Here is a 16,774-nt window from a genome sequence, read left to right as displayed (position 1 = left end):
TGTTGGGGGCGGGGGGGGGGGGGGGGGGGGGGGTGGTCGTTCTGTTTTTTTAGGTGATGTTTTTCTCCGCTGGGGGGGGGGGGGGGGCCGTGGGGCCCGCCGCCCCTCCCTCTTTTCTTCCTACGATGCGCTCATGACGCAAGAATCGGCCCAGGCCCGTTGGGAGCTGCACACGCAGCGGCCCCTGCTCGTCCTCGCGGTGGCCTTCGCCCTCGCGTACGCCGTGCCGATCGTGGACAGCGACGCGGAGCCGGCGGTGGCGCTCACCTGCACGGTGGTGGAGTGGGTGGTGTGGGGGTCGTTCGCGGCCGACTACCTGATACGGCTCGCGCTCTCCGGGCAGCGGCGGGACTTCGTCCGGACCCACTGGCTGGATCTGTGCGCGGTGATCCTGCCGATCCTCCAGCCGCTGCGGCTCCTTCGGCTCGTCTCCACACTGATGCTCGTGGGGCGGCGGGCGCGGATGGCCTCGCAGATCCGGCTGACGACGTACGTCGGGGGCGCGGTCGTCGGGCTGCTGATGTTCGGCTCGCTCGCCGTGCTGTCCGTGGAGCGGGACTCGCCCAACGGGAACATCCGGACGCTGGGTGACGCGGTGTGGTGGTCGTTCACGACGATGACGACCGTGGGGTACGGCGACCACGCGCCGACCACCGGGATGGGCCGGGTCCTCGCGGTCGGTCTGATGCTGTCGGGGATCGCCCTGCTCGGTGTGGTCACCGCGAACATCGCCGCCTGGTTCATCTCCCGGTTCGAGAAGGACGACGTGGAGGAGCGTCGCCAGACCGCTGCGATCGAGGCCCTCACCCAGGAGGTACGGGCCCTGCGCGCCGAGGTCACCGCCCTCACGGGCACCCCGGGCCTTCTCCCGCACCCCGTGCCGTCGGGGACCGAGGAGCACTCCCCCACCTAGACCCCACCCAGACCTGTGGGCCCGCGCGCCGCTCGGAGCGGCACACGGGCCCACAACAGGTGACAGCCGGTCGCGCGGGCCTCAGAGCAGGCCGTTGCCCACGCCGCCCGCCAGCCAGATGATCGCCAGGAGTGTGTCGATCGCTCCCAGGACGAGGGCGATCAGGGCCGGTACCGGCCCCGAGCCCGTCCAGCGGCGCCCCATCGAGAACCAGCCGCAGATCATCGCGACCGGCCCGAGGACGATTCCCAGCGTGAAGAAGCCGGCAACCGCGCACACGACTCCGATGATGCCCAAGGTCGCACTGTCCGGCCCGGTCCGTGGTCCCATCCGGCCACGTGAACGGGGGTACCTGCGCGTACCGTTTCCGAAGCCCGCCATCATCAACTCCTGAACTCCCGTGACCTCTCGGTCGGTTCGGGTCGATGCCTCGGGTACCCCCGTTCCACGCGTACAGACCTGCACGCGCGCCACCCCCCTCCGGCAGCGCGCCGCAGACCCGGTCGTCCTCCAGGCCGTACGGAGGACTTGACCCACTGTGACCTGCGGCGTGTGCCGAACGGGAGGGAACTTGAGCGTGATCACCCGGATAGGCGAAATTCCGCCAGACGATCCCCGGGTGATCCGGTGCGTCAGATGTGGCCGGCGCCCGCCCCGGCGGCGTCGGCGTTCTCGCCGCGCTTGGTGAGCAGCGCGACGAAGACCGCCACGACGGCGACGCCCGCCGCCACGAGGCAGGCGAGGCTCATGCCGGAGATGAAGGTGTCGTGGGCGACGTCCGTGATCTGCGCGGCGATCGCGGCCGGGGTGTCCTTGGTGACCGGCGCGGCGCCGACCTGGACCGCCTCGGAGGCCTGGTCGAGCTGGGCCGGGGTGAGCGGCGGCAGCTTGGCGTCGGCCCAGTTGCCCGCGAGGTCGCCGTCCACCTTCGAGGCCATCACGGCGCCCAGGACGGCCGTACCGAGGCTGCCGCCGATCTGCATGGCGGCCTGCTGGAGACCACCGGCGACACCGGACAGCTCCATCGGCGCGTTGCCGACGATGACCTCGGTGGCGCCGACCATGACCGGGGCGAGGCCGAGGCCGAGGCCCGCGAACCAGATCGACATGACCAGGCTGCTGGTGCCGGTGTCCAGCGTGGACATCCCGAACATGGAGACCGCGGTGAGCGCCATGCCGCCGGCGAGCGGGATGCGCGGGCCGACCTTGGTGATGAGGGCGCCGGCCAGCGGCGAGCCCACGATCATCATTCCGGTCAGCGGCAGCAGGTGCAGACCCGCGTCGACGGGGCTCATGCCGTGCACGTTCTGGAGATAGAAGGTGACGAAGAACAGTCCGCCGAGGAAGGCGATGGCCATCAGGACCATCAGCACCACACCGGCCGACAGCGGCACGGAGCGGAACAGGGCGAGCGGGATCAGCGGTTCCTTGACCCGCTTCTCCCAGAGGGCGAAGAGGACGAAGCCGGCGATCGAGACGACCAGGAAGGTCCAGGTCAGTCCGTCGCCCCAACCCCACGCCGGGGCCTTGATGAGGGCCCAGACCAGGCAGAACATGGCGCCGGAGAGCAGCGCGATACCGAGGAGGTCGAAGGAACGCGGGGCGTTCGCGGCGCGGTGGTCGGTGAGGATCAGCGTGCCGAGGACGAGCGCGAGGACACCGACGGGCACGTTGATGAAGAACACCGACTGCCAGCTGACGTGCTGGACGAGCAGGCCGCCGAGGATCGGGCCGCCCGCGGTGGAGGCGCCGATGACCATGCCCCAGATGCCGATCGCCATGTTCAGCTTCTCGGCCGGGAAGGTGGCGCGCAGCAGGCCGAGCGCGGCCGGCATCAGCAGGGCGCCGAACAGGCCCTGGAAGACGCGGAAGGTGACGACCAGGGCGATGCTGCTGGAGAAGCCGATCGCGCCGGAGGCCGCGGCGAAGCCGAGGACGCCTATGAGGAAGGTCTGCCGGTGGCCGAAGCGGTCGCCGAGCTTGCCCGCGGTGATCAGGGTGACCGCGAGGGCGAGGAAGTAGCCGTTGGTGATCCACTGGACGTCGGCGAAGCTCGCGCCGAGGTCCTTCTGGATGGCGGGGTTGGCGATCGCGACGATGGTGCCGTCCAGGGCCACCATCATGACCCCGACGGCCACGGTGATGAGGGTGAACCACGGATGGCCGCGCAGGCCCGTGGACGGGGCCCCGCCCGCCGGGGACGCCGGAGCCTTGTCGCCGGGCTCCGGCTTGTCGATGGTGGTCTGACTAGTCATGTTTTCGAGGCTAGTGACAGTCACTGACAGTTGACAAACCAATTCACAAGTCGGTAACTGTCACGTTACTCACAGATAGGCTGAACTGGGCCGACAGTTCGGGGAGGGACGCGAGGGAGAGGTTCCGGGACCATGATGGACACGGGAGGCAGGGCCGGATCGGCGACGGCGGCGACGACTGCCGCGACGACGGCGACACCCCGCCCCGGTCTGCGCGAGCGCAAGAAGCAGCGCACCCGCGACGCGCTGCTGCGGGCCGCTCTCGAACTCTTCGTCGCGCAGGGGTACGAGCAGACCACCGTCGACGAGATCGCCGAGGCCGTCGACGTCTCGCAGCGCACCTTCTTCCGCTACTTCGCGGGCAAGGAGGACGCCGCCCTCTTCCTCCAGCGGCTCAGTGAGTCCCATTTCATCGACGCCGTGCGCGAACGGCCGCCGCACGAGGCCCCGTTGGAGGCGCTGCGGCGGGCCGTCCTGGAGAGCTGGGACACCATCGGCGAGGCGATCGAGGCCGTCGTCCCGATCGAACTCCACATGCGTACATACCAGTTGATCGAGTCGACGCCCGCGCTGCTGGCGGCCCACCTGCGCCGCTCGGAGGAGATCGAGGAGGAGATCGCGCGGCTGATCGCCGAGCGCGAGGGCCTCGACGTGGACGCGGACCCCCGGCCGCGCATCGCGGTCGCCGTGTTCGGTGGCGTGATGCGGGTGACGGGCCGCCGGTGGGGTGCGGGCGAGGACACCAGTGTCGCGGCGATCCGCGAGCTGACCGCCTCTTATCTCGACCACGTGGGGCCCGCGTTGGCGGAGAAGTGGGACACCCGGCCGTCCGCCGGGCCGCCGGACCCCTCTGCGGGGTCATGACACGGCCGGCCTCCGAGACCCCGCACGGAGCGTCACAACTCGCACACGCGTCGCAGGAATTCGCCAACAGAGTGTGACTATTTAACTCAAACTGAACCCGGTTTGCCCCAATTACCCCACCAGAAACGTGATCCCAGTCACTCGTTTAACGGGAGGCACCCCACTTCTCCTAGGGTGTCCTCTCAGTGACTTCCTTCGACTCCACCCCCCAACTCAACGCCTGGCGTGCACTGCTCGCGCTGGCCGTGGTGTTCGTGATGCTGGCCACCAGTGGCTGGACCGCGCTCCACAGCCACCGGGCACCCTCCCCGCTCCAGGCGTCCCGCTCCGCGTGGGAGCACGGCAGCATCGCCGGACACCGGCTTCCGGACCCGGACGCCACGCCCGCCCGGCTGGCCGGCTTCTTCGACACGCTCGACGCCCACCAGCGTTCGCGGCTCGCCCACCGCTATCCCCTCGCGGTCGGCAACATGAACGGCGCACCGGTGACCCTGCGGTACCGCGCCAACCGTCTCGCGCTGCAGCACGAACGCAAGGTCGAGCACCGGCGCATGCACGACAAGCGGTTCTCGGCCGTCGGCCAGTACGACGCCGGCCGCCGGATGCACCGCTACGAGGCACTGCTCGACGGCGACCGCAAGATCCTCGCCTTCGACCCCAACGGATCGGGCCGCGTCGCCGAGGTGTTCGGCAACCTCGACACCGCCCGACGCGTCTCCGTCGTGGTGCCCGGCGTCGACACCGACCTGCTCAGCTTCCAGCGCACGGTCAAGCAGTACTCCGCGCCCGTCGGCATGGCGAGTTCGCTGTACGACGCGGAGCGGGCGGCCGACCCGGGCGTGCGGACGGCCGTCATCGCGTGGGCGGACTACACGGCACCCAGCGGGCTCGGTATCGACTCGGCCACCGCCATGCGCGCCCAGGAAGGCGCGGTGCGGCTGAACGCGCTGCTCCGGGCGCTGCCCGGGACCAAGCCGGTCGCGCTCTACTGCCACAGCTACGGTTCGGTGCTGTGCGGGGTGGCCGCCCACTCGCTGCCCTCCCGGGTCTCCGACATAGCGGTGGCGGGCAGCCCCGGCATGCGGGCGGCGAACGCGGCCAACCTGCACACCACCGCCCGGGTCTGGGCGATGCGCGACGCGGACGACTGGATCCGGGACGTGCCGCACATGGAGGTCGGCGGCCTCGGGCACGGCGCGGACCCGGTGTCGAAGGGGTTCGGGGCGCGCGTCCTGTCCGCGGACGGGGCGAAGGGACACGCCGGCTACTTCCAGCCGGGGACGGAAAGTCTCCGCAACTTCGCGGAGATCGGCATTGGCGCGTACCGCGCGGTCCGATGCGCGCACGACGGCGGCGGCTGCCGGGCGGGTTTGTCCGCCGCGACAGCGGCCTGACGCGCGTAGAGACCGAAAGAATCGCGGTCCGCCCGGAGAGGCGACGGAGGCTTGCGTGCCGCATACGATGGCCCGCATGGGTGACGTACTGGCCGGATTTCATGCCGCCTGGGAGTTCGAGTCCGACTCCGTGCTCATCCGCTTCGAACGGGGGATCCGCACGCCGAAGCTGTTCCAGGCGCTCGGCGAACGCCGTATCCCTCTCGACGCGGTCGCGGCGGTGACGCTCACGCCCGGGAAGCGGGGCACGGTCGTGCTGCGCGCGGTGCCGAGGCCCGGCGCCGACCCGCTCATGGAGGCGGCCGCCGGACAGCTCAAGGAGGGGTGCGACCCCTACCGCCTGGTGCTGCCCGCCGACCGCGAGACGCTCGCCGAGTACTACGCGGACGAGCTGCGCGCCCGGCTGCCCGCGGACGACGAACCGGCCGAGCGGTTCCTGGTGGAACCGCCCGAGGCGCCCCTCACCTTCAAGGCGTACGACGGGAAGGCCTCCTTCGACGGCAGGACGGTGTCCTTCCGGTGGTTCTGGACGGGCGCCTCGTCGGCGAAGTGGAAGGCGGGCGACCAGACGTTCCCCGTCTCCGCGCTGAGCGGTGTCGAATGGCGCTCCCCCGAGGTGTTCGAGGGCCATCTGCGCCTGCTGCGGCGTGAGCCCGTCGCCGCGCAGCCCGCGCAGGCGGACCAGGACCCCGCGGCCGTCGTCTTCGGTCTCGGGTACGGACCGGTCCACGAGTCCCTGCCGTTCGCGGCGGCCGTCCTCGCCGCCGCGCGCTCGGCGAGCCCCGCGCCGGTGGCCGCCTCCGCGGTGCCGCGCCGGGATCCGGCCGACATCGCCGACCGGATCCGGCACCTCGGCGAGCTCCACGAGGCGGGGCTCGTCACCGACGAGGAGTTCTCCACCAAGAAGGCTGAGCTGCTGGCGCAGTTGTAGGGCGGGTCCGCCGGTTCTCGCCCGCCCGGTGCCCGGCACGCCCCGGCGGCTGCCCGCCGATCACTCCCGGGGCTGCCCGCCGCTCACTCGCGGCCGGCCGAAGAGAACGTCATGTCCGCGTAGCGGTCGCCCGCCACCTTCCCCGCGATCGGCTCCAGGAGGGCCAGTTCGCCGTCGGTCAGGACGATGCGGGTGGCCGCCGTGTTCTCCTCCACCCGCCTGCTCTTGGTGGTCCCCGGGATCGGCACGACGGTCAGCCCGTGGACGCTCGCCCGCTGCTGGACCCAGGCCAGCGCGATCTGGCCGAGCGAGGCGCCGTGCGCCTCGGCGACCGTGCGGACCGGTTCGAGCAGGGCGGCGTTGGCGCTCGCGTTCTCACCGGTGAAGCGGGGCATCGTGCGGCGGAAGTCGTCCGAGGTCAGGTCCTCGTCGGCGTTGGCGAACGATCCGGTGAGGAAGCCGCGGCCGAGCGGTGAGTACGGCACCAGGGCGACCCCCAGCTCGCGGGCCGCCGGCACCACGGCCGCCTCGATGTCGCGGCTGAACAGCGACCACTCCGACTGGACGGCCGTGATGGGGTGCACGTCGTGGGCGGCCCGCAGCTCGCCGCCCGTGACCTCGCTCAGCCCGAGGTGCTTGACCTTGCCCTCGCGGACCAGCTCGGCCATGACCCCGACGGTCTCCTCGATGGGGATGTTCACGTCCCTGCGGTGCATGTAGTAGAGGTCGATCACGTCGACGTCCAGGCGGCGCAGACTCGCCTCGACGGCCGCACGGATGTACGGCGCGTCGTTGCGGACGATCCGCTTGTAGGGGTCGTCCGGGGAGCTGGTCAGCGCGAACTTCGTGGCGATGACGAGGTCGTCCCGGTGGGCGCCGACGAAGGAGGACAGGAACGTCTCGTTCTCCCCCTTGCCGTAGGCGTCGGCGGTGTCGAAGAGGGTCACCCCCAGCTCCAGCGCCCGGCTCAGGGCGGCCCGAGACTGTTCGGCGTCCGGCGGCCCGTACGCCCAGCTCATCCCCATGCAGCCGAGACCCTGCACACCGACCTCGGGTCCGTCCGCGCCGAGCCGTGCCGTCGCGATCCTGCTGTCCGTCATCGGGACCTCTCCGACGCCAGCGCCCGCCCGGCGTCACCATAGAAACTGATCTTGCGGTCGAGCACCGCGAGGGTGTCCTGGAGCTCCGCGATCCGGGCCTTGACGTCCCGTCGGGTCGCCTCCAGGAGTTCGTAGCGCTCCATGTAGGTGTGGTCGCCCGCGCGCACCATCTCGGCGTACCGCACCATGTCGGCGACCGGCATCCCGGTGAGGCGGAGCTTGCCGACCAGGCCGAGCCAGTCCAGGTCACGGTTGCTGTAGCGGCGCTGGCCGGTGTGCGAGCGGTCGATGTGCGGCATCAGCCCGATGCGCTCGTACCAGCGCAGGGTGTGCGCGCTGAGGCCGGTGTACGCGGCGACCTCGCTGATCGTGTAGTTGTCCTGGCCGTCCGGGCGCCGGTCCCTCTCGGGCGGTCCGGCGCAGGTGTCGGCGTCGGTCTCGACGGCCTCGGCTGTCGTCTCCATCACGGTCATGGCCCCCACGCTAAAACCTTGGAGTGCACTCGAAGCAAGCGGAACCCGGCGAAAATGCGAAGACGTGCCCGGGCTCGGGTGGCTAGCGTGCCGATCATGAGTCTCGTACGCCGTGCCACAGCCGAAGACGCCCGGGAAGTCCTCCGCCTGCGCCAGGTGATGATCGACTCGGTCTTCGCCGCCGACGGCTCCAGCGGGTGGCACGCCGCCTCGCTGCCCACCGTACGCGCGAAGCTCGCCTCGCCCGAGGAGTCCTTCGTGGCCTTCGTGGTCGACCACCCGGACCGGCCCGGCGCGCTCGCGGCCCTCGTCGCCGGGACGGTCGAGTACCGGATCGGGCGGGCGGAGAACCCGCACGGCGCGGTCGGGCACGTCTTCAGCGTCGCCACCGACCCGGACGCCCGGCGTCGCGGGTACGCCCGCGCCTGTATGGAGACGCTCCTCGACTGGTTCCGCGAGCGGGGTGTCGGGCAGGTCGACCTCAACGCGTCCGCCCAGGCCGAGCCGCTGTACGCCTCCCTCGGCTTCGTCCGCAAGCCGGACCCCTCGATGCGGCTGACCCTGTGAGCGGCTTAGGCTCGGCCGCATGTCTTTGCAGAGTCTGGCGCTGATCGCGAACTGGCCCGTCCCCACCGCCGCCGCCGCGGTCGTCCGCGCGGACGGCACGGTCCTGGGCACCCGGGGCCCGGGGCAGCACCGGTTCGCGCTCGCCTCGGTCACCAAGCCGCTCGCCGCGTACGCCGCGCTCGTCGCGTACGAGGAGGGGGCGATCGAGCTCGACGAACCGGCCGGGCCCCCCGGCTCGACGGTCCGGCATCTGCTCGCGCACACCTCCGGTCTCGCCTTCGACGAACACCGGGTGACCTCGGCGCCCGGGGAGCGGCGGCTGTACTCCAACGCCGGTTTCGAGGTGCTCGGGGACCACATCGCGAAGGCCGCGGAGATGCCCTTCGCGGAGTACCTGCGCGAGGCGGTCCTCGAACCGCTCGGCATGACCGCGACGACGCTGGACGGCTCCCCCGCCAAGGACGGCGTCTCGACGGTCGAGGACCTCGTCCGGTTCGCCGCCGAGCTCCAGGCCCCCCGGCTGCTGGACCCGCGCACGGTCGCGGAGGCGATGACCGTGCAGTACCCGGGCACGAAGGGCGTCCTGCCGGGCTACGGACACCAGAACCCCAACGACTGGGGTCTCGGCTTCGAGATCCGCGACTCCAAGTCGCCCCACTGGACCGGGAGTTCGTCCTCGCCGCGAACCTTCGGCCACTTCGGCCAGTCCGGTACGTTCCTGTGGGTCGACCCGGCCGCGGGCGCCGCCTGCGTCGCCCTGACCGACCGGTCCTTCGGACCCTGGGCGGTCGAGGCGTGGACCCCGTTCACGGACGCGGTCCTGGCGGACCTCTCCTCCTGACCAGAGGCCGGCGGCGACCGCCGCGCCTCCCGCCCGCTCAGCGGAACGCCGCCGCGTTGCGCCGCGCCCAGCCGGCGAACGTGCCCGGCGCGCGGCCCAGCACCCGCTCCACGTCGGGGCTGACCCGGCGCTCCTCCTCGGTCGGTTCGCCGAGGATGGCGAGGGTGCCCTCGACCACCGGCAGCGGCATGAAGGCCGCCATCTGCGCGTGCGCCTCCTCGCGGGTCTGCTCGGTGAAGCGGACGGGCTCGCCCAGTGCGGCGCCGATGGCGGCCGCGCGCTCACGGGGGGTCGTCGCAGCGGGACCGGTGAGCGTGTAGGTGGCCCCGGCGTGGCCGTCCCCGCGCAGCGCGGCGGCCGCCACGGCGGCCACGTCGTCGGGGTCGACGAACGGCAGGCCGACCTCGCCGAACGGGGCCGCGGCCTCGCGGCGGTCCCGGACGGATCCGGCCCAGGCGAACGCGTTGGCGGCCATCCCGCCGGACCGCAGGACCGTCCACTCCAGCCCCGACTCCCGTACCGCCCGCTCGAAGCGGGCCGGGTGCCCGTAGGCCTGCGGCCGGGTGCCGACGCCCTGCGAGGACAGCAGCACCACCCGCCGGATGCCGGCGGTCTTCGCCGCGTCCAGGACGCCGTGCGGGTCCTCCCCCGCCACCAGCAGGAACAGCGCCTCGGCCCCTTCGAACGCGGGGCCGAGGCCGGCCGGTTCGGCGAGGTCGGCCGCCACGGCCCGGACACCCTCCGGCACGTCCGTCCCGGTGATCCGCCGGGCCACCGCCGTCACCGGCAGCGCGGCGTCGTCGAGCGTCCGCACCAGCGCTCGCCCCACGTTTCCGGTCGCTCCTGTCACCACGTACATGCCGGTCTCCTCGCTCAGGGATTTAGTCAGTCGACTGACTTAGTTCGACGAGGTGGACGCTAGCAAGCGGCGGGCACGGCTGTCTATAGTCAGTCGGGTGACTGACTCAGAGAAGGCCCGGAGCCCGCGGGCCCGGGCGGGCGGCAAGCGGCGGCTGCTGACGGCGGCCGCGGCCCGGGTGCTGCACGAGCAGGGCGTGGAGCGCACGACGATCGCCGACATCGCCCGTGCCGCGGGCGTCCCCCCGGGCAACGTGTACTACTACTTCAAGACCAAGGACGAGCTGGTCGAGGCAGCTCTCGCCGAGCACGCCGGGCATCTGGAGGAGCTCACCGACGAGCTGGACCGACTCCCCGATCCGCGCGAGCGCCTCAAGGGACTCGTCGGCGCGTGGGTCTCCCGGCGCGACACCGCAGCGCGTTACGGCTGCCCCACCGGCACTCTCGCCGCCGAGCTCGACAAGCGGGACGACGGCGGTCTCGACCTCGCGGCGGGGCAGGTGGTCCGACTGCTGCTGGACTGGGTCGCCGGCCAGTACCGGGAACTCGGCGACGCCGACCCCGAGGGCCGCGCGCTGACCCTCGTCGGCGCCTACCAGGGCATGTCCCTGCTCTCCAACGCCCTGCGGGACCCGGAGATCATGACCCGCGAGGGAGCACGGCTGATCCGCGAACTCGACGCGGCGGTCTAGCGGTGTCCTGACGGCGGCCTCCGGAGTCAGCCGACGGCCATCTCCCACATCAGCAGCTCGGCGGGCACGCCCGCGACGAGTTCGATGTCCTTCGCGTCCGTGATGCGGGCCGCGTCGCCCTCGCCCAGTTCCTCGCCGTCCAGGCGGACTTCGCCCCGCACGACGTGGACATAGACGAAGGGCGCGTCCGGGACGGCGGTGCGCTCGCCCGCCGTCAGGCGCCGCACGTGCAGCATGGCGCCCGCCTCGGGCAGGGCGTACGGGGTGGAGTCGGCGATGCCGTGCACGATCTCGTACGACGGGTCGCCGCCCGGTTCCAGCGGGGCGAGCCACATCTGGACGAAGACCAGCGGGAGTTCGCCGTCGTTGCGCTCGACGTGCCGGACCCCGCCCGCCGAGCTGAGGCGCTGCACGTCGCCGTGCCGCAGCACCGACTCGTGCCCCGCCGAGTCACGGTGGGTCAGCTCCCCCTCCACGACCCAGGTGACGATCTCGGTATGGCTGTGCGGGTGCTCGTCGAAGCCCGCGCCGGGATCGAGCCGCTCCTCGTTGCAGGCGATCACCGCACCGAAGCGGAGGTTGTCGGGGTCGTAGTGCGGGCCGAAGGAAAAGGCGTGGAGCGAGGAGATCCCGGCCGCCGGGTCCCCTCCGCGGTAGCGCTCTTCGGCGCGGCGGACGTCCATCACGTCCACCACCGTAGCCCCGGCCGGACGCCCGGCCTCCTCACTTACGTGCGACCCGCCGCCGCACGGCTCCGTCCTGATAAGGCAGTCTTGTCCCGTGCCCGAACCCGAAGCGAGCAACACCGAGCGCCCTGCGCACGACGTCCACGCGCACTCCGCGACCCTCAAGCGGCTGGAGAAGTCGTCCGGCAGTCTCGCCGCGCAGGCGATCACGCGCATGGACGAGACGCTGTCGTGGTACCGGGCCATGCCACCGGAGAACCGGTCGTGGATCGGGCTGGTCGCCCAGGCCGGTATCGCCGCGTTCACCGAGTGGTTCCGGCACCCCGACGCGCCCCAGGCCATCTCCACCGACGTCTTCGGGACCGCTCCGCGCGAGCTGACCCGGGCGATCACCCTGCGCCAGACCGTGGAGATGGTGCGCACCACGATCGAGGTCATGGAGTCGGCCATCGACGAGGTGGCGGCCCCCGGCGACGAGTCCGTGCTGCGCGAGGCGCTCCTCGTGTACGCCCGCGAGATCGCCTTCGCGACCGCCCAGGTGTACGCGCAGGCGGCGGAGGCCCGCGGCGCGTGGGACGCCCGGCTCGAATCCCTCGTCGTGAACGCCGTGCTCTCCGGCGAGGCCGACGAGGGCGCCGTCTCCCGGGCGGCCGCGCTCGGCTGGAACTCGCCCGAACATGTCTGCGTGGTGCTGGGCACGGCACCCGACGGTGACAGCGAACTGACGGTCGAGGCGATCCGGCGGGCCGCCCGGCACGCCAAGCTCCAGGTGCTGACCGGCGTGCTCGGCGACCGGCTGGTCGTCATCGCGGGCGGCAGCGACAACCCGCTCGCCGTCGCCAAGTCGCTGATCGGCCCGTACGCCGCGGGACCGGTCGTCGCCGGGCCGATCGTGCCCGACCTGCTGGCCGCGACCCGGTCCGCGCAGGCCGCCGCCGCCGGCCTCAAGGCGTGTACCGCCTGGCAGGACGCCCCGCGCCCGGTTCTGGCGGACGATCTGCTGCCGGAGCGCGCCATCGCCTCCGATCCGTCCGCCCGCGAGCAGTTGGTGGAGGAGATCTACAGACCACTGGAGGAGGCCGGCTCCGCGCTCCTGGAGACGCTCAGCGTCTATCTGGAGCAGGCGAGCAGCCTGGAGGGGGCCGCCCGGATGCTGTTCGTCCATCCCAACACCGTGCGCTACCGGCTCCGACGTGTGACTGACGTCACCGGCTGGTCGCCCTCGGATGTACGATCCGCGTTCACGCTGCGGATCGCGCTGATCCTGGGGCGTCTCGCCGATGGAGATCCCCAGACCTAGCCTTTTGTCGGGGACCTACAATTCCCCCTCGTGTTCTTCGTCCCTGTCCCCACGGGCGGCCGTGGCCGTCCACAAGAGAGAGTGTGAGAGTGCTCGTACTCGTCGCTCCCGGCCAGGGCGCCCAGACGCCCGGCTTCCTGACTCCTTGGCTCGAACTCCCCGGTGCCGCCGACCGCGTCGCCGCGTGGTCGGACGCCATCGGGCTCGACCTCGCCCACTACGGCACCCAGGCCGACGCGGACGCGATCCGCGACACGGCGGTCGCCCAGCCGCTCCTGGTCGCCGCGGGCCTGCTGTCCGCCGCCGCCCTCGGTGACGTGAACCCCGGTGCCGTCGCGGGCCACAGCGTCGGCGAGATCACCGCCGCCGCGTTCGCCGGAGTCCTCGACGACACCGCCGCCCTGACCCTCGTGCGGGGACGCGGTCTCGCGATGGCCGACGCCGCCGCCGTCACCCGGACCGGCATGTCGGCGCTGCTCGGCGGCGACCCGGAGACGACGGTCGCGCACCTGGAGAAGCTGGGCCTGACCCCGGCGAACGTGAACGGCGCGGGCCAGATCGTGGCCGCCGGCACGCTGGAGCAGCTGGCCGCTCTGGAGGCGGACAAGCCCGAGGGTGTCCGGCGTGTCGTGGCCCTGAAGGTCGCGGGCGCGTTCCACACCGAGCACATGGCCCCCGCCGTCGAGGCGCTGGCGAAGGCCGCCCAGGACCTGACGCCCGCCGACCCGCGGGTCACGTACGTGTCGAACCGGGACGGCAGGGCCGTCGTCACCGGCGCCGAGGTCGTCGAGCGGCTGGTGGGCCAGGTCGCCAACCCGGTCCGCTGGGACCTGTGCATGGAGACCTTCAAGGAACTCGGCGCGACCGCGCTGATCGAGGTGTGCCCCGGTGGCACGCTGACCGGTCTGGCGAAGCGCGCGCTGCCCGGCGTCACGACGCTGGCCCTGAAGACACCCGACGACCTCGACGCGGCTCGCGAGCTCATCGCCGAGCACAGCGCGGCCTAAGGAGCCCGAGAGCATGTCGAAGATCAAGGCACCCAAGGGCGCTCCGTTCGCACGCATTCTCGGCGTCGGCGGCTACCGCCCCGTCCGCGTGGTGCCCAACGAGGTGATCCTGGAGACGATCGACTCGTCCGACGAGTGGATCCGTTCGCGCTCCGGCATCGAGACCCGGCACTGGGCGTCCGACGAGGAGACCGTCGCCGCGATGTCGATCGAGGCGTCCGGCAAGGCCATCGCCGACGCCGGGATCAACGCCGACCAGATCGGCGCCGTGGTGGTCTCCACCGTGTCGCACTTCAGCCAGACCCCCGCCATCGCCACCGAGATCGCCGACAAGCTCGGCACGAACAAGGCCGCGGCCTTCGACATCTCGGCCGGCTGCGCGGGCTTCGGCTACGGCCTGACGCTCGCCAAGGGCATGATCGTCGAGGGTTCGGCCGAGTACGTCCTCGTCATCGGCGTGGAGCGGCTGTCCGACCTGACCGACCTGGAGGACCGCGCGACGGCCTTCCTGTTCGGTGACGGCGCGGGCGCCGTCGTCGTGGGTCCCTCCGACGAGCCGCACATCGGCCCGACCGTGTGGGGCAGCGAGGGCGACAAGGCCGGCACGATCAAGCAGACCGTTCCCTGGGACCGTTTCCACGCCGGCGACGTGACCCAGCTTCCGCTCGACTCCAAGGGCGAGATCAAGTTCCCCGCCATCACGCAGGAGGGCCAGGCGGTCTTCCGCTGGGCCGTGTTCGAGATGGCGAAGGTCGCGCAGCAGGCGCTGGAAGCGGCCGGGATCAGCCCGGACGACCTGGACGTCTTCATTCCCCACCAGGCCAACGAGCGGATCATCGACTCGATGGTGAAGACCCTCAAACTGCCGGAACACGTCACGGTCGCGCGTGACGTGCGCACCACCGGCAACACCTCGGCCGCCTCGATCCCGCTCGCTATGGAGCGGCTCCTGGCGACCGGAGCGGCGAAGAGCGGCGACACCGCGCTCGTCATCGGCTTCGGGGCGGGTCTCGTGTACGCCGCGACGGTCGTTACCCTCCCCTAGGCACTCCGTGCCGGATCATCCGGTCCGTACGGAATATCGCCACCCTCTGTAAACACACCGAAGGAGCGCCTGACATGGCCGCCACTCAGGAAGAGATCGTCGAAGGTCTCGCCGAGATCGTCAACGAGATCGCCGGGATCCCCACCGAGGACGTCCAGCTGGACAAGTCCTTCACCGACGACCTGGACGTCGACTCGCTGTCCATGGTCGAGGTCGTCGTCGCCGCCGAAGAGCGCTTCGACGTCAAGATCCCGGACGACGACGTCAAGAACCTCAAGACGGTCGGCGACGCGACCTCCTACATCCTCAAGAACCAGGCCTGATCCGTCGATCACCTGGGCCGACCGTCCGGGTTCGCCGGGGCCTAGCGCCCTGGTTCGCCTGGGCTGATGCCCCGCCACCCGGCGGTGGCGCCGCTGAATCCTCGTATCCGTTGGAGAAAGAATTCCCGTGAGCCCGACCAATCGCACCGTGGTCGTCACCGGTATCGGCGCAACCACACCGCTGGGTGGCGACGCAGCCTCTACCTGGGAGGGCCTGATCGCCGGACGTTCCGGTGTCCGCCCCCTGGAGCAGGACTGGGCCGCCGACCAGGCGGTCCGTATCGCGGCGCAGATCGCCGTGGAGCCGGGCGAGGTCATCCCCCGCCCGCAGGCCCGCCGCCTGGACCGCTCGGCGCAGTTCGCGCTGATCGCGGCCAAGGAGGCCTGGGCGAACGCCGGTTTCACCGACAAGGCGGGCGAGGACGAGAACGTCGACCCCGACCGGCTCGGCGCTGTCATCGCCTCCGGCATCGGTGGCGTGACGACCCTGCTCGACCAGTACGACGTGCTGAAGGAGAAGGGCGTACGCCGCGTCTCCCCGCACACCGTCCCGATGCTGATGCCGAACGGCCCGTCCGCCAACGTGGGCCTCGCCGTCGGCGCCCGCGCCGGTGTGCACACCCCGGTCTCCGCGTGCGCCTCCGGTGCCGAGGCCATCGGCTACGCCATCGAGATGATCCGCACGGGCCGCGCCGACGTCGTCGTCGCCGGTGGCACCGAGGCGGCCATCCACCCCCTTCCCATCGCCGCGTTCGGCAACATGATGGCGATGTCCAAGAACAACGACGACCCCGAGGGTGCCTCGCGCCCCTACGACATCGCCCGTGACGGCTTCGTCCTCGGCGAGGGCGCCGGCGTCGTCGTCCTGGAGTCCGCCGAGCACGCCGCCAAGCGCGGCGCCCGGGTGTACGCCGAGGCGGTGGGCCAGGGCATCTCGGCCGACGCGCACGACATCGTGCAGCCGGAGCCCGAGGGCCGCGGCATCTCCCGCGCCCTGCAGAACCTGCTCGACAGCACCGACCTGGACCCGGCCGAGATCGTGCACGTGAACGCGCACGCCACCTCGACGCCGGCCGGTGACGTGGCCGAGCTGAAGGCGCTGCGCAAGGTGTTCGGCGACGACGCCGACCACTTCGCGGTGTCCGCGACCAAGTCGATGACCGGTCACCTCCTCGGTGGCGCCGGTGGCGTCGAGTCCGTCGCGACCGTGCTCGCGCTCTACAACCGGATCGCGCCGCCGACCATCAACGTGGAGAACCTCGACCCCGAGGCCGAGGCCGCCGCCGACATCGTCCGCGGCGAGGCGCGCAAGCTGCCCGTCGAGGGCCGTATCGCCGCCCTGAACGACTCGTTCGGGTTCGGCGGCCACAACGTGGTGCTGGCGTTCCGCACGATCTGACGCCGGTTCCTCGCAGTTGAACGGCGTGTGGCCCGTACCCCTGCGCAGCTGCAGGACGTAGGTCTGCAGGGTGGTCATGGCGCTCTGCGGCATGTCGGTGCCCCACAGCTCTTCCATGAGGGTGGC

General features: G+C 71.6%; 18 protein-coding genes. 12 read left to right on the top strand and 6 right to left on the bottom strand.

What is annotated here, in order from left to right:
• The first annotated feature begins 133 nt into the window (after positions 1–133).
• The gene (locus AB0C62_RS41525) at positions 134–913 is read left to right on the top strand and encodes a potassium channel family protein (RefSeq protein ID WP_362982402.1); all 780 of its coding nucleotides are present in this window, start codon (positions 134–136) and stop codon (positions 911–913) included.
• Positions 914–994: 81 nt separating this feature from the next.
• On the opposite strand, the gene AB0C62_RS41520 is transcribed toward AB0C62_RS41525, so the two are convergent.
• Both AB0C62_RS41520 and AB0C62_RS41515 read right to left on the bottom strand, forming a co-directional pair.
• Positions 995–1,297: a small hydrophobic protein gene (locus AB0C62_RS41520; RefSeq protein WP_081217091.1), complete on the bottom strand. Its 303-nt coding sequence runs from the start codon at positions 1,295–1,297 to the stop codon at positions 995–997.
• Positions 1,298–1,545: 248 nt separating this feature from the next.
• Positions 1,546–3,168: an MFS transporter gene (locus AB0C62_RS41515; RefSeq protein WP_362982400.1), complete on the bottom strand. Its 1,623-nt coding sequence runs from the start codon at positions 3,166–3,168 to the stop codon at positions 1,546–1,548.
• A 132-nt stretch (positions 3,169–3,300) separates the two neighbouring features.
• Between AB0C62_RS41515 and AB0C62_RS41510 the strand changes: the two genes are divergently transcribed.
• The 3 genes from AB0C62_RS41510 (at position 3,301) to AB0C62_RS41500 (ending at position 6,357) form a co-directional block, all read left to right on the top strand.
• On the top strand, positions 3,301–4,032 hold the full coding sequence (locus tag AB0C62_RS41510; protein WP_362982398.1) for a TetR family transcriptional regulator: 732 nt from the start codon (positions 3,301–3,303) through the stop codon (positions 4,030–4,032).
• A 185-nt stretch (positions 4,033–4,217) separates the two neighbouring features.
• Positions 4,218–5,426, top strand: coding sequence for an alpha/beta hydrolase (locus tag AB0C62_RS41505; protein ID WP_362982396.1), 1,209 nt, complete (start codon positions 4,218–4,220; stop codon positions 5,424–5,426).
• A 67-nt stretch (positions 5,427–5,493) separates the two neighbouring features.
• Positions 5,494–6,357, top strand: a complete 864-nt coding sequence (locus AB0C62_RS41500) for a DUF4429 domain-containing protein (RefSeq protein WP_362982404.1) — start codon at positions 5,494–5,496, stop codon at positions 6,355–6,357.
• Positions 6,358–6,440: 83 nt separating this feature from the next.
• Here the strand turns inward: AB0C62_RS41500 and AB0C62_RS41495 are convergent, their stop codons facing one another.
• Together AB0C62_RS41495 and AB0C62_RS41490 are read right to left on the bottom strand one after the other, a co-directional pair.
• Positions 6,441–7,457, bottom strand: coding sequence for an aldo/keto reductase (locus AB0C62_RS41495; protein WP_362982394.1), 1,017 nt, complete (start codon positions 7,455–7,457; stop codon positions 6,441–6,443).
• Positions 7,454–7,930 (bottom strand): MerR family transcriptional regulator, encoded by a 477-nt coding sequence (locus AB0C62_RS41490; protein ID WP_362982392.1) that lies wholly within the window; start codon positions 7,928–7,930, stop codon positions 7,454–7,456. Before AB0C62_RS41490 ends, AB0C62_RS41495 begins: the two co-directional genes overlap by 4 nt.
• A gap of 96 nt (positions 7,931–8,026) precedes the next feature.
• Between AB0C62_RS41490 and AB0C62_RS41485 the strand changes: the two genes are divergently transcribed.
• Both AB0C62_RS41485 and AB0C62_RS41480 read left to right on the top strand, forming a co-directional pair.
• On the top strand, positions 8,027–8,497 hold the full coding sequence (locus tag AB0C62_RS41485) for a GNAT family N-acetyltransferase (RefSeq protein ID WP_362982390.1): 471 nt from the start codon (positions 8,027–8,029) through the stop codon (positions 8,495–8,497).
• Positions 8,498–8,516: 19 nt separating this feature from the next.
• On the top strand, positions 8,517–9,338 hold the full coding sequence (locus AB0C62_RS41480) for a serine hydrolase domain-containing protein (RefSeq protein ID WP_362982388.1): 822 nt from the start codon (positions 8,517–8,519) through the stop codon (positions 9,336–9,338).
• Positions 9,339–9,375: 37 nt separating this feature from the next.
• Here the strand turns inward: AB0C62_RS41480 and AB0C62_RS41475 are convergent, their stop codons facing one another.
• Positions 9,376–10,197 (bottom strand): NAD(P)H-binding protein, encoded by an 822-nt coding sequence (locus AB0C62_RS41475; RefSeq protein WP_362982386.1) that lies wholly within the window; start codon positions 10,195–10,197, stop codon positions 9,376–9,378.
• Between the two features lie 97 nt (positions 10,198–10,294).
• Here AB0C62_RS41475 and AB0C62_RS41470 point away from each other — a divergent pair, with 97 nt between their 5' ends.
• The gene (locus AB0C62_RS41470; protein WP_362982384.1) at positions 10,295–10,888 is read left to right on the top strand and encodes a TetR/AcrR family transcriptional regulator; all 594 of its coding nucleotides are present in this window, start codon (positions 10,295–10,297) and stop codon (positions 10,886–10,888) included.
• A gap of 26 nt (positions 10,889–10,914) precedes the next feature.
• On the opposite strand, the gene AB0C62_RS41465 is transcribed toward AB0C62_RS41470, so the two are convergent.
• On the bottom strand, positions 10,915–11,574 hold the full coding sequence (locus AB0C62_RS41465) for a pirin family protein (protein ID WP_266613475.1): 660 nt from the start codon (positions 11,572–11,574) through the stop codon (positions 10,915–10,917).
• A gap of 94 nt (positions 11,575–11,668) precedes the next feature.
• Here AB0C62_RS41465 and fasR point away from each other — a divergent pair, with 94 nt between their 5' ends.
• From fasR to fabF, 5 genes are all read left to right on the top strand, one after another.
• Positions 11,669–12,874 carry a fatty acid biosynthesis transcriptional regulator FasR gene (fasR, locus tag AB0C62_RS41460; RefSeq protein ID WP_081217101.1) on the top strand — a complete coding sequence of 402 codons (1,206 nt, stop codon included), beginning with the start codon at positions 11,669–11,671 and terminating at the stop codon, positions 12,872–12,874.
• Positions 12,875–12,963: 89 nt separating this feature from the next.
• The gene (locus AB0C62_RS41455; protein ID WP_362982382.1) at positions 12,964–13,881 is read left to right on the top strand and encodes an ACP S-malonyltransferase; all 918 of its coding nucleotides are present in this window, start codon (positions 12,964–12,966) and stop codon (positions 13,879–13,881) included.
• Between the two features lie 13 nt (positions 13,882–13,894).
• Positions 13,895–14,926 carry a ketoacyl-ACP synthase III gene (locus AB0C62_RS41450; RefSeq protein ID WP_362982381.1) on the top strand — a complete coding sequence of 344 codons (1,032 nt, stop codon included), beginning with the start codon at positions 13,895–13,897 and terminating at the stop codon, positions 14,924–14,926.
• A gap of 74 nt (positions 14,927–15,000) precedes the next feature.
• Positions 15,001–15,249: an acyl carrier protein gene (locus tag AB0C62_RS41445; RefSeq protein ID WP_081217104.1), complete on the top strand. Its 249-nt coding sequence runs from the start codon at positions 15,001–15,003 to the stop codon at positions 15,247–15,249.
• Positions 15,250–15,376: 127 nt separating this feature from the next.
• Positions 15,377–16,648 (top strand): beta-ketoacyl-ACP synthase II, encoded by a 1,272-nt coding sequence (gene fabF / locus AB0C62_RS41440; protein WP_362982379.1) that lies wholly within the window; start codon positions 15,377–15,379, stop codon positions 16,646–16,648.
• The last annotated feature ends 126 nt before the right edge of the window (positions 16,649–16,774 follow it).

Source organism: Streptomyces sp. NPDC048643, from assembly GCF_040650615.1.
In the GTDB taxonomy this organism is placed as follows: Bacteria; Actinomycetota; Actinomycetes; order Streptomycetales; family Streptomycetaceae; genus Streptomyces.
Note: the sequence above shows the minus strand (reverse complement) of the source record. Positions and strands in the feature narration are given on the sequence as shown.

What these genes read in the sequence shown, in the direction of transcription:
- AB0C62_RS41495 (WP_362982394.1), bottom strand. Translation starts at nt 7,457, where the DNA reads ATGACGGACAGCAGGATCGCGACGGCACGGCTCGGCGCGGACGGACCC.
- AB0C62_RS41450 (WP_362982381.1), top strand. Translation starts at nt 13,895, where the DNA reads ATGTCGAAGATCAAGGCACCCAAGGGCGCTCCGTTCGCACGCATTCTC.
- AB0C62_RS41490 (WP_362982392.1), bottom strand. Translation starts at nt 7,930, where the DNA reads ATGACCGTGATGGAGACGACAGCCGAGGCCGTCGAGACCGACGCCGAC.
- AB0C62_RS41515 (WP_362982400.1), bottom strand. Translation starts at nt 3,168, where the DNA reads ATGACTAGTCAGACCACCATCGACAAGCCGGAGCCCGGCGACAAGGCT.
- AB0C62_RS41520 (WP_081217091.1), bottom strand. Translation starts at nt 1,297, where the DNA reads ATGATGGCGGGCTTCGGAAACGGTACGCGCAGGTACCCCCGTTCACGT.
- AB0C62_RS41510 (WP_362982398.1), top strand. Translation starts at nt 3,301, where the DNA reads ATGATGGACACGGGAGGCAGGGCCGGATCGGCGACGGCGGCGACGACT.
- AB0C62_RS41445 (WP_081217104.1), top strand. Translation starts at nt 15,001, where the DNA reads ATGGCCGCCACTCAGGAAGAGATCGTCGAAGGTCTCGCCGAGATCGTC.
- AB0C62_RS41485 (WP_362982390.1), top strand. Translation starts at nt 8,027, where the DNA reads ATGAGTCTCGTACGCCGTGCCACAGCCGAAGACGCCCGGGAAGTCCTC.
- AB0C62_RS41475 (WP_362982386.1), bottom strand. Translation starts at nt 10,197, where the DNA reads ATGTACGTGGTGACAGGAGCGACCGGAAACGTGGGGCGAGCGCTGGTG.
- AB0C62_RS41525 (WP_362982402.1), top strand. Translation starts at nt 134, where the DNA reads ATGACGCAAGAATCGGCCCAGGCCCGTTGGGAGCTGCACACGCAGCGG.
- AB0C62_RS41500 (WP_362982404.1), top strand. Translation starts at nt 5,494, where the DNA reads ATGGCCCGCATGGGTGACGTACTGGCCGGATTTCATGCCGCCTGGGAG.
- AB0C62_RS41480 (WP_362982388.1), top strand. Translation starts at nt 8,517, where the DNA reads ATGTCTTTGCAGAGTCTGGCGCTGATCGCGAACTGGCCCGTCCCCACC.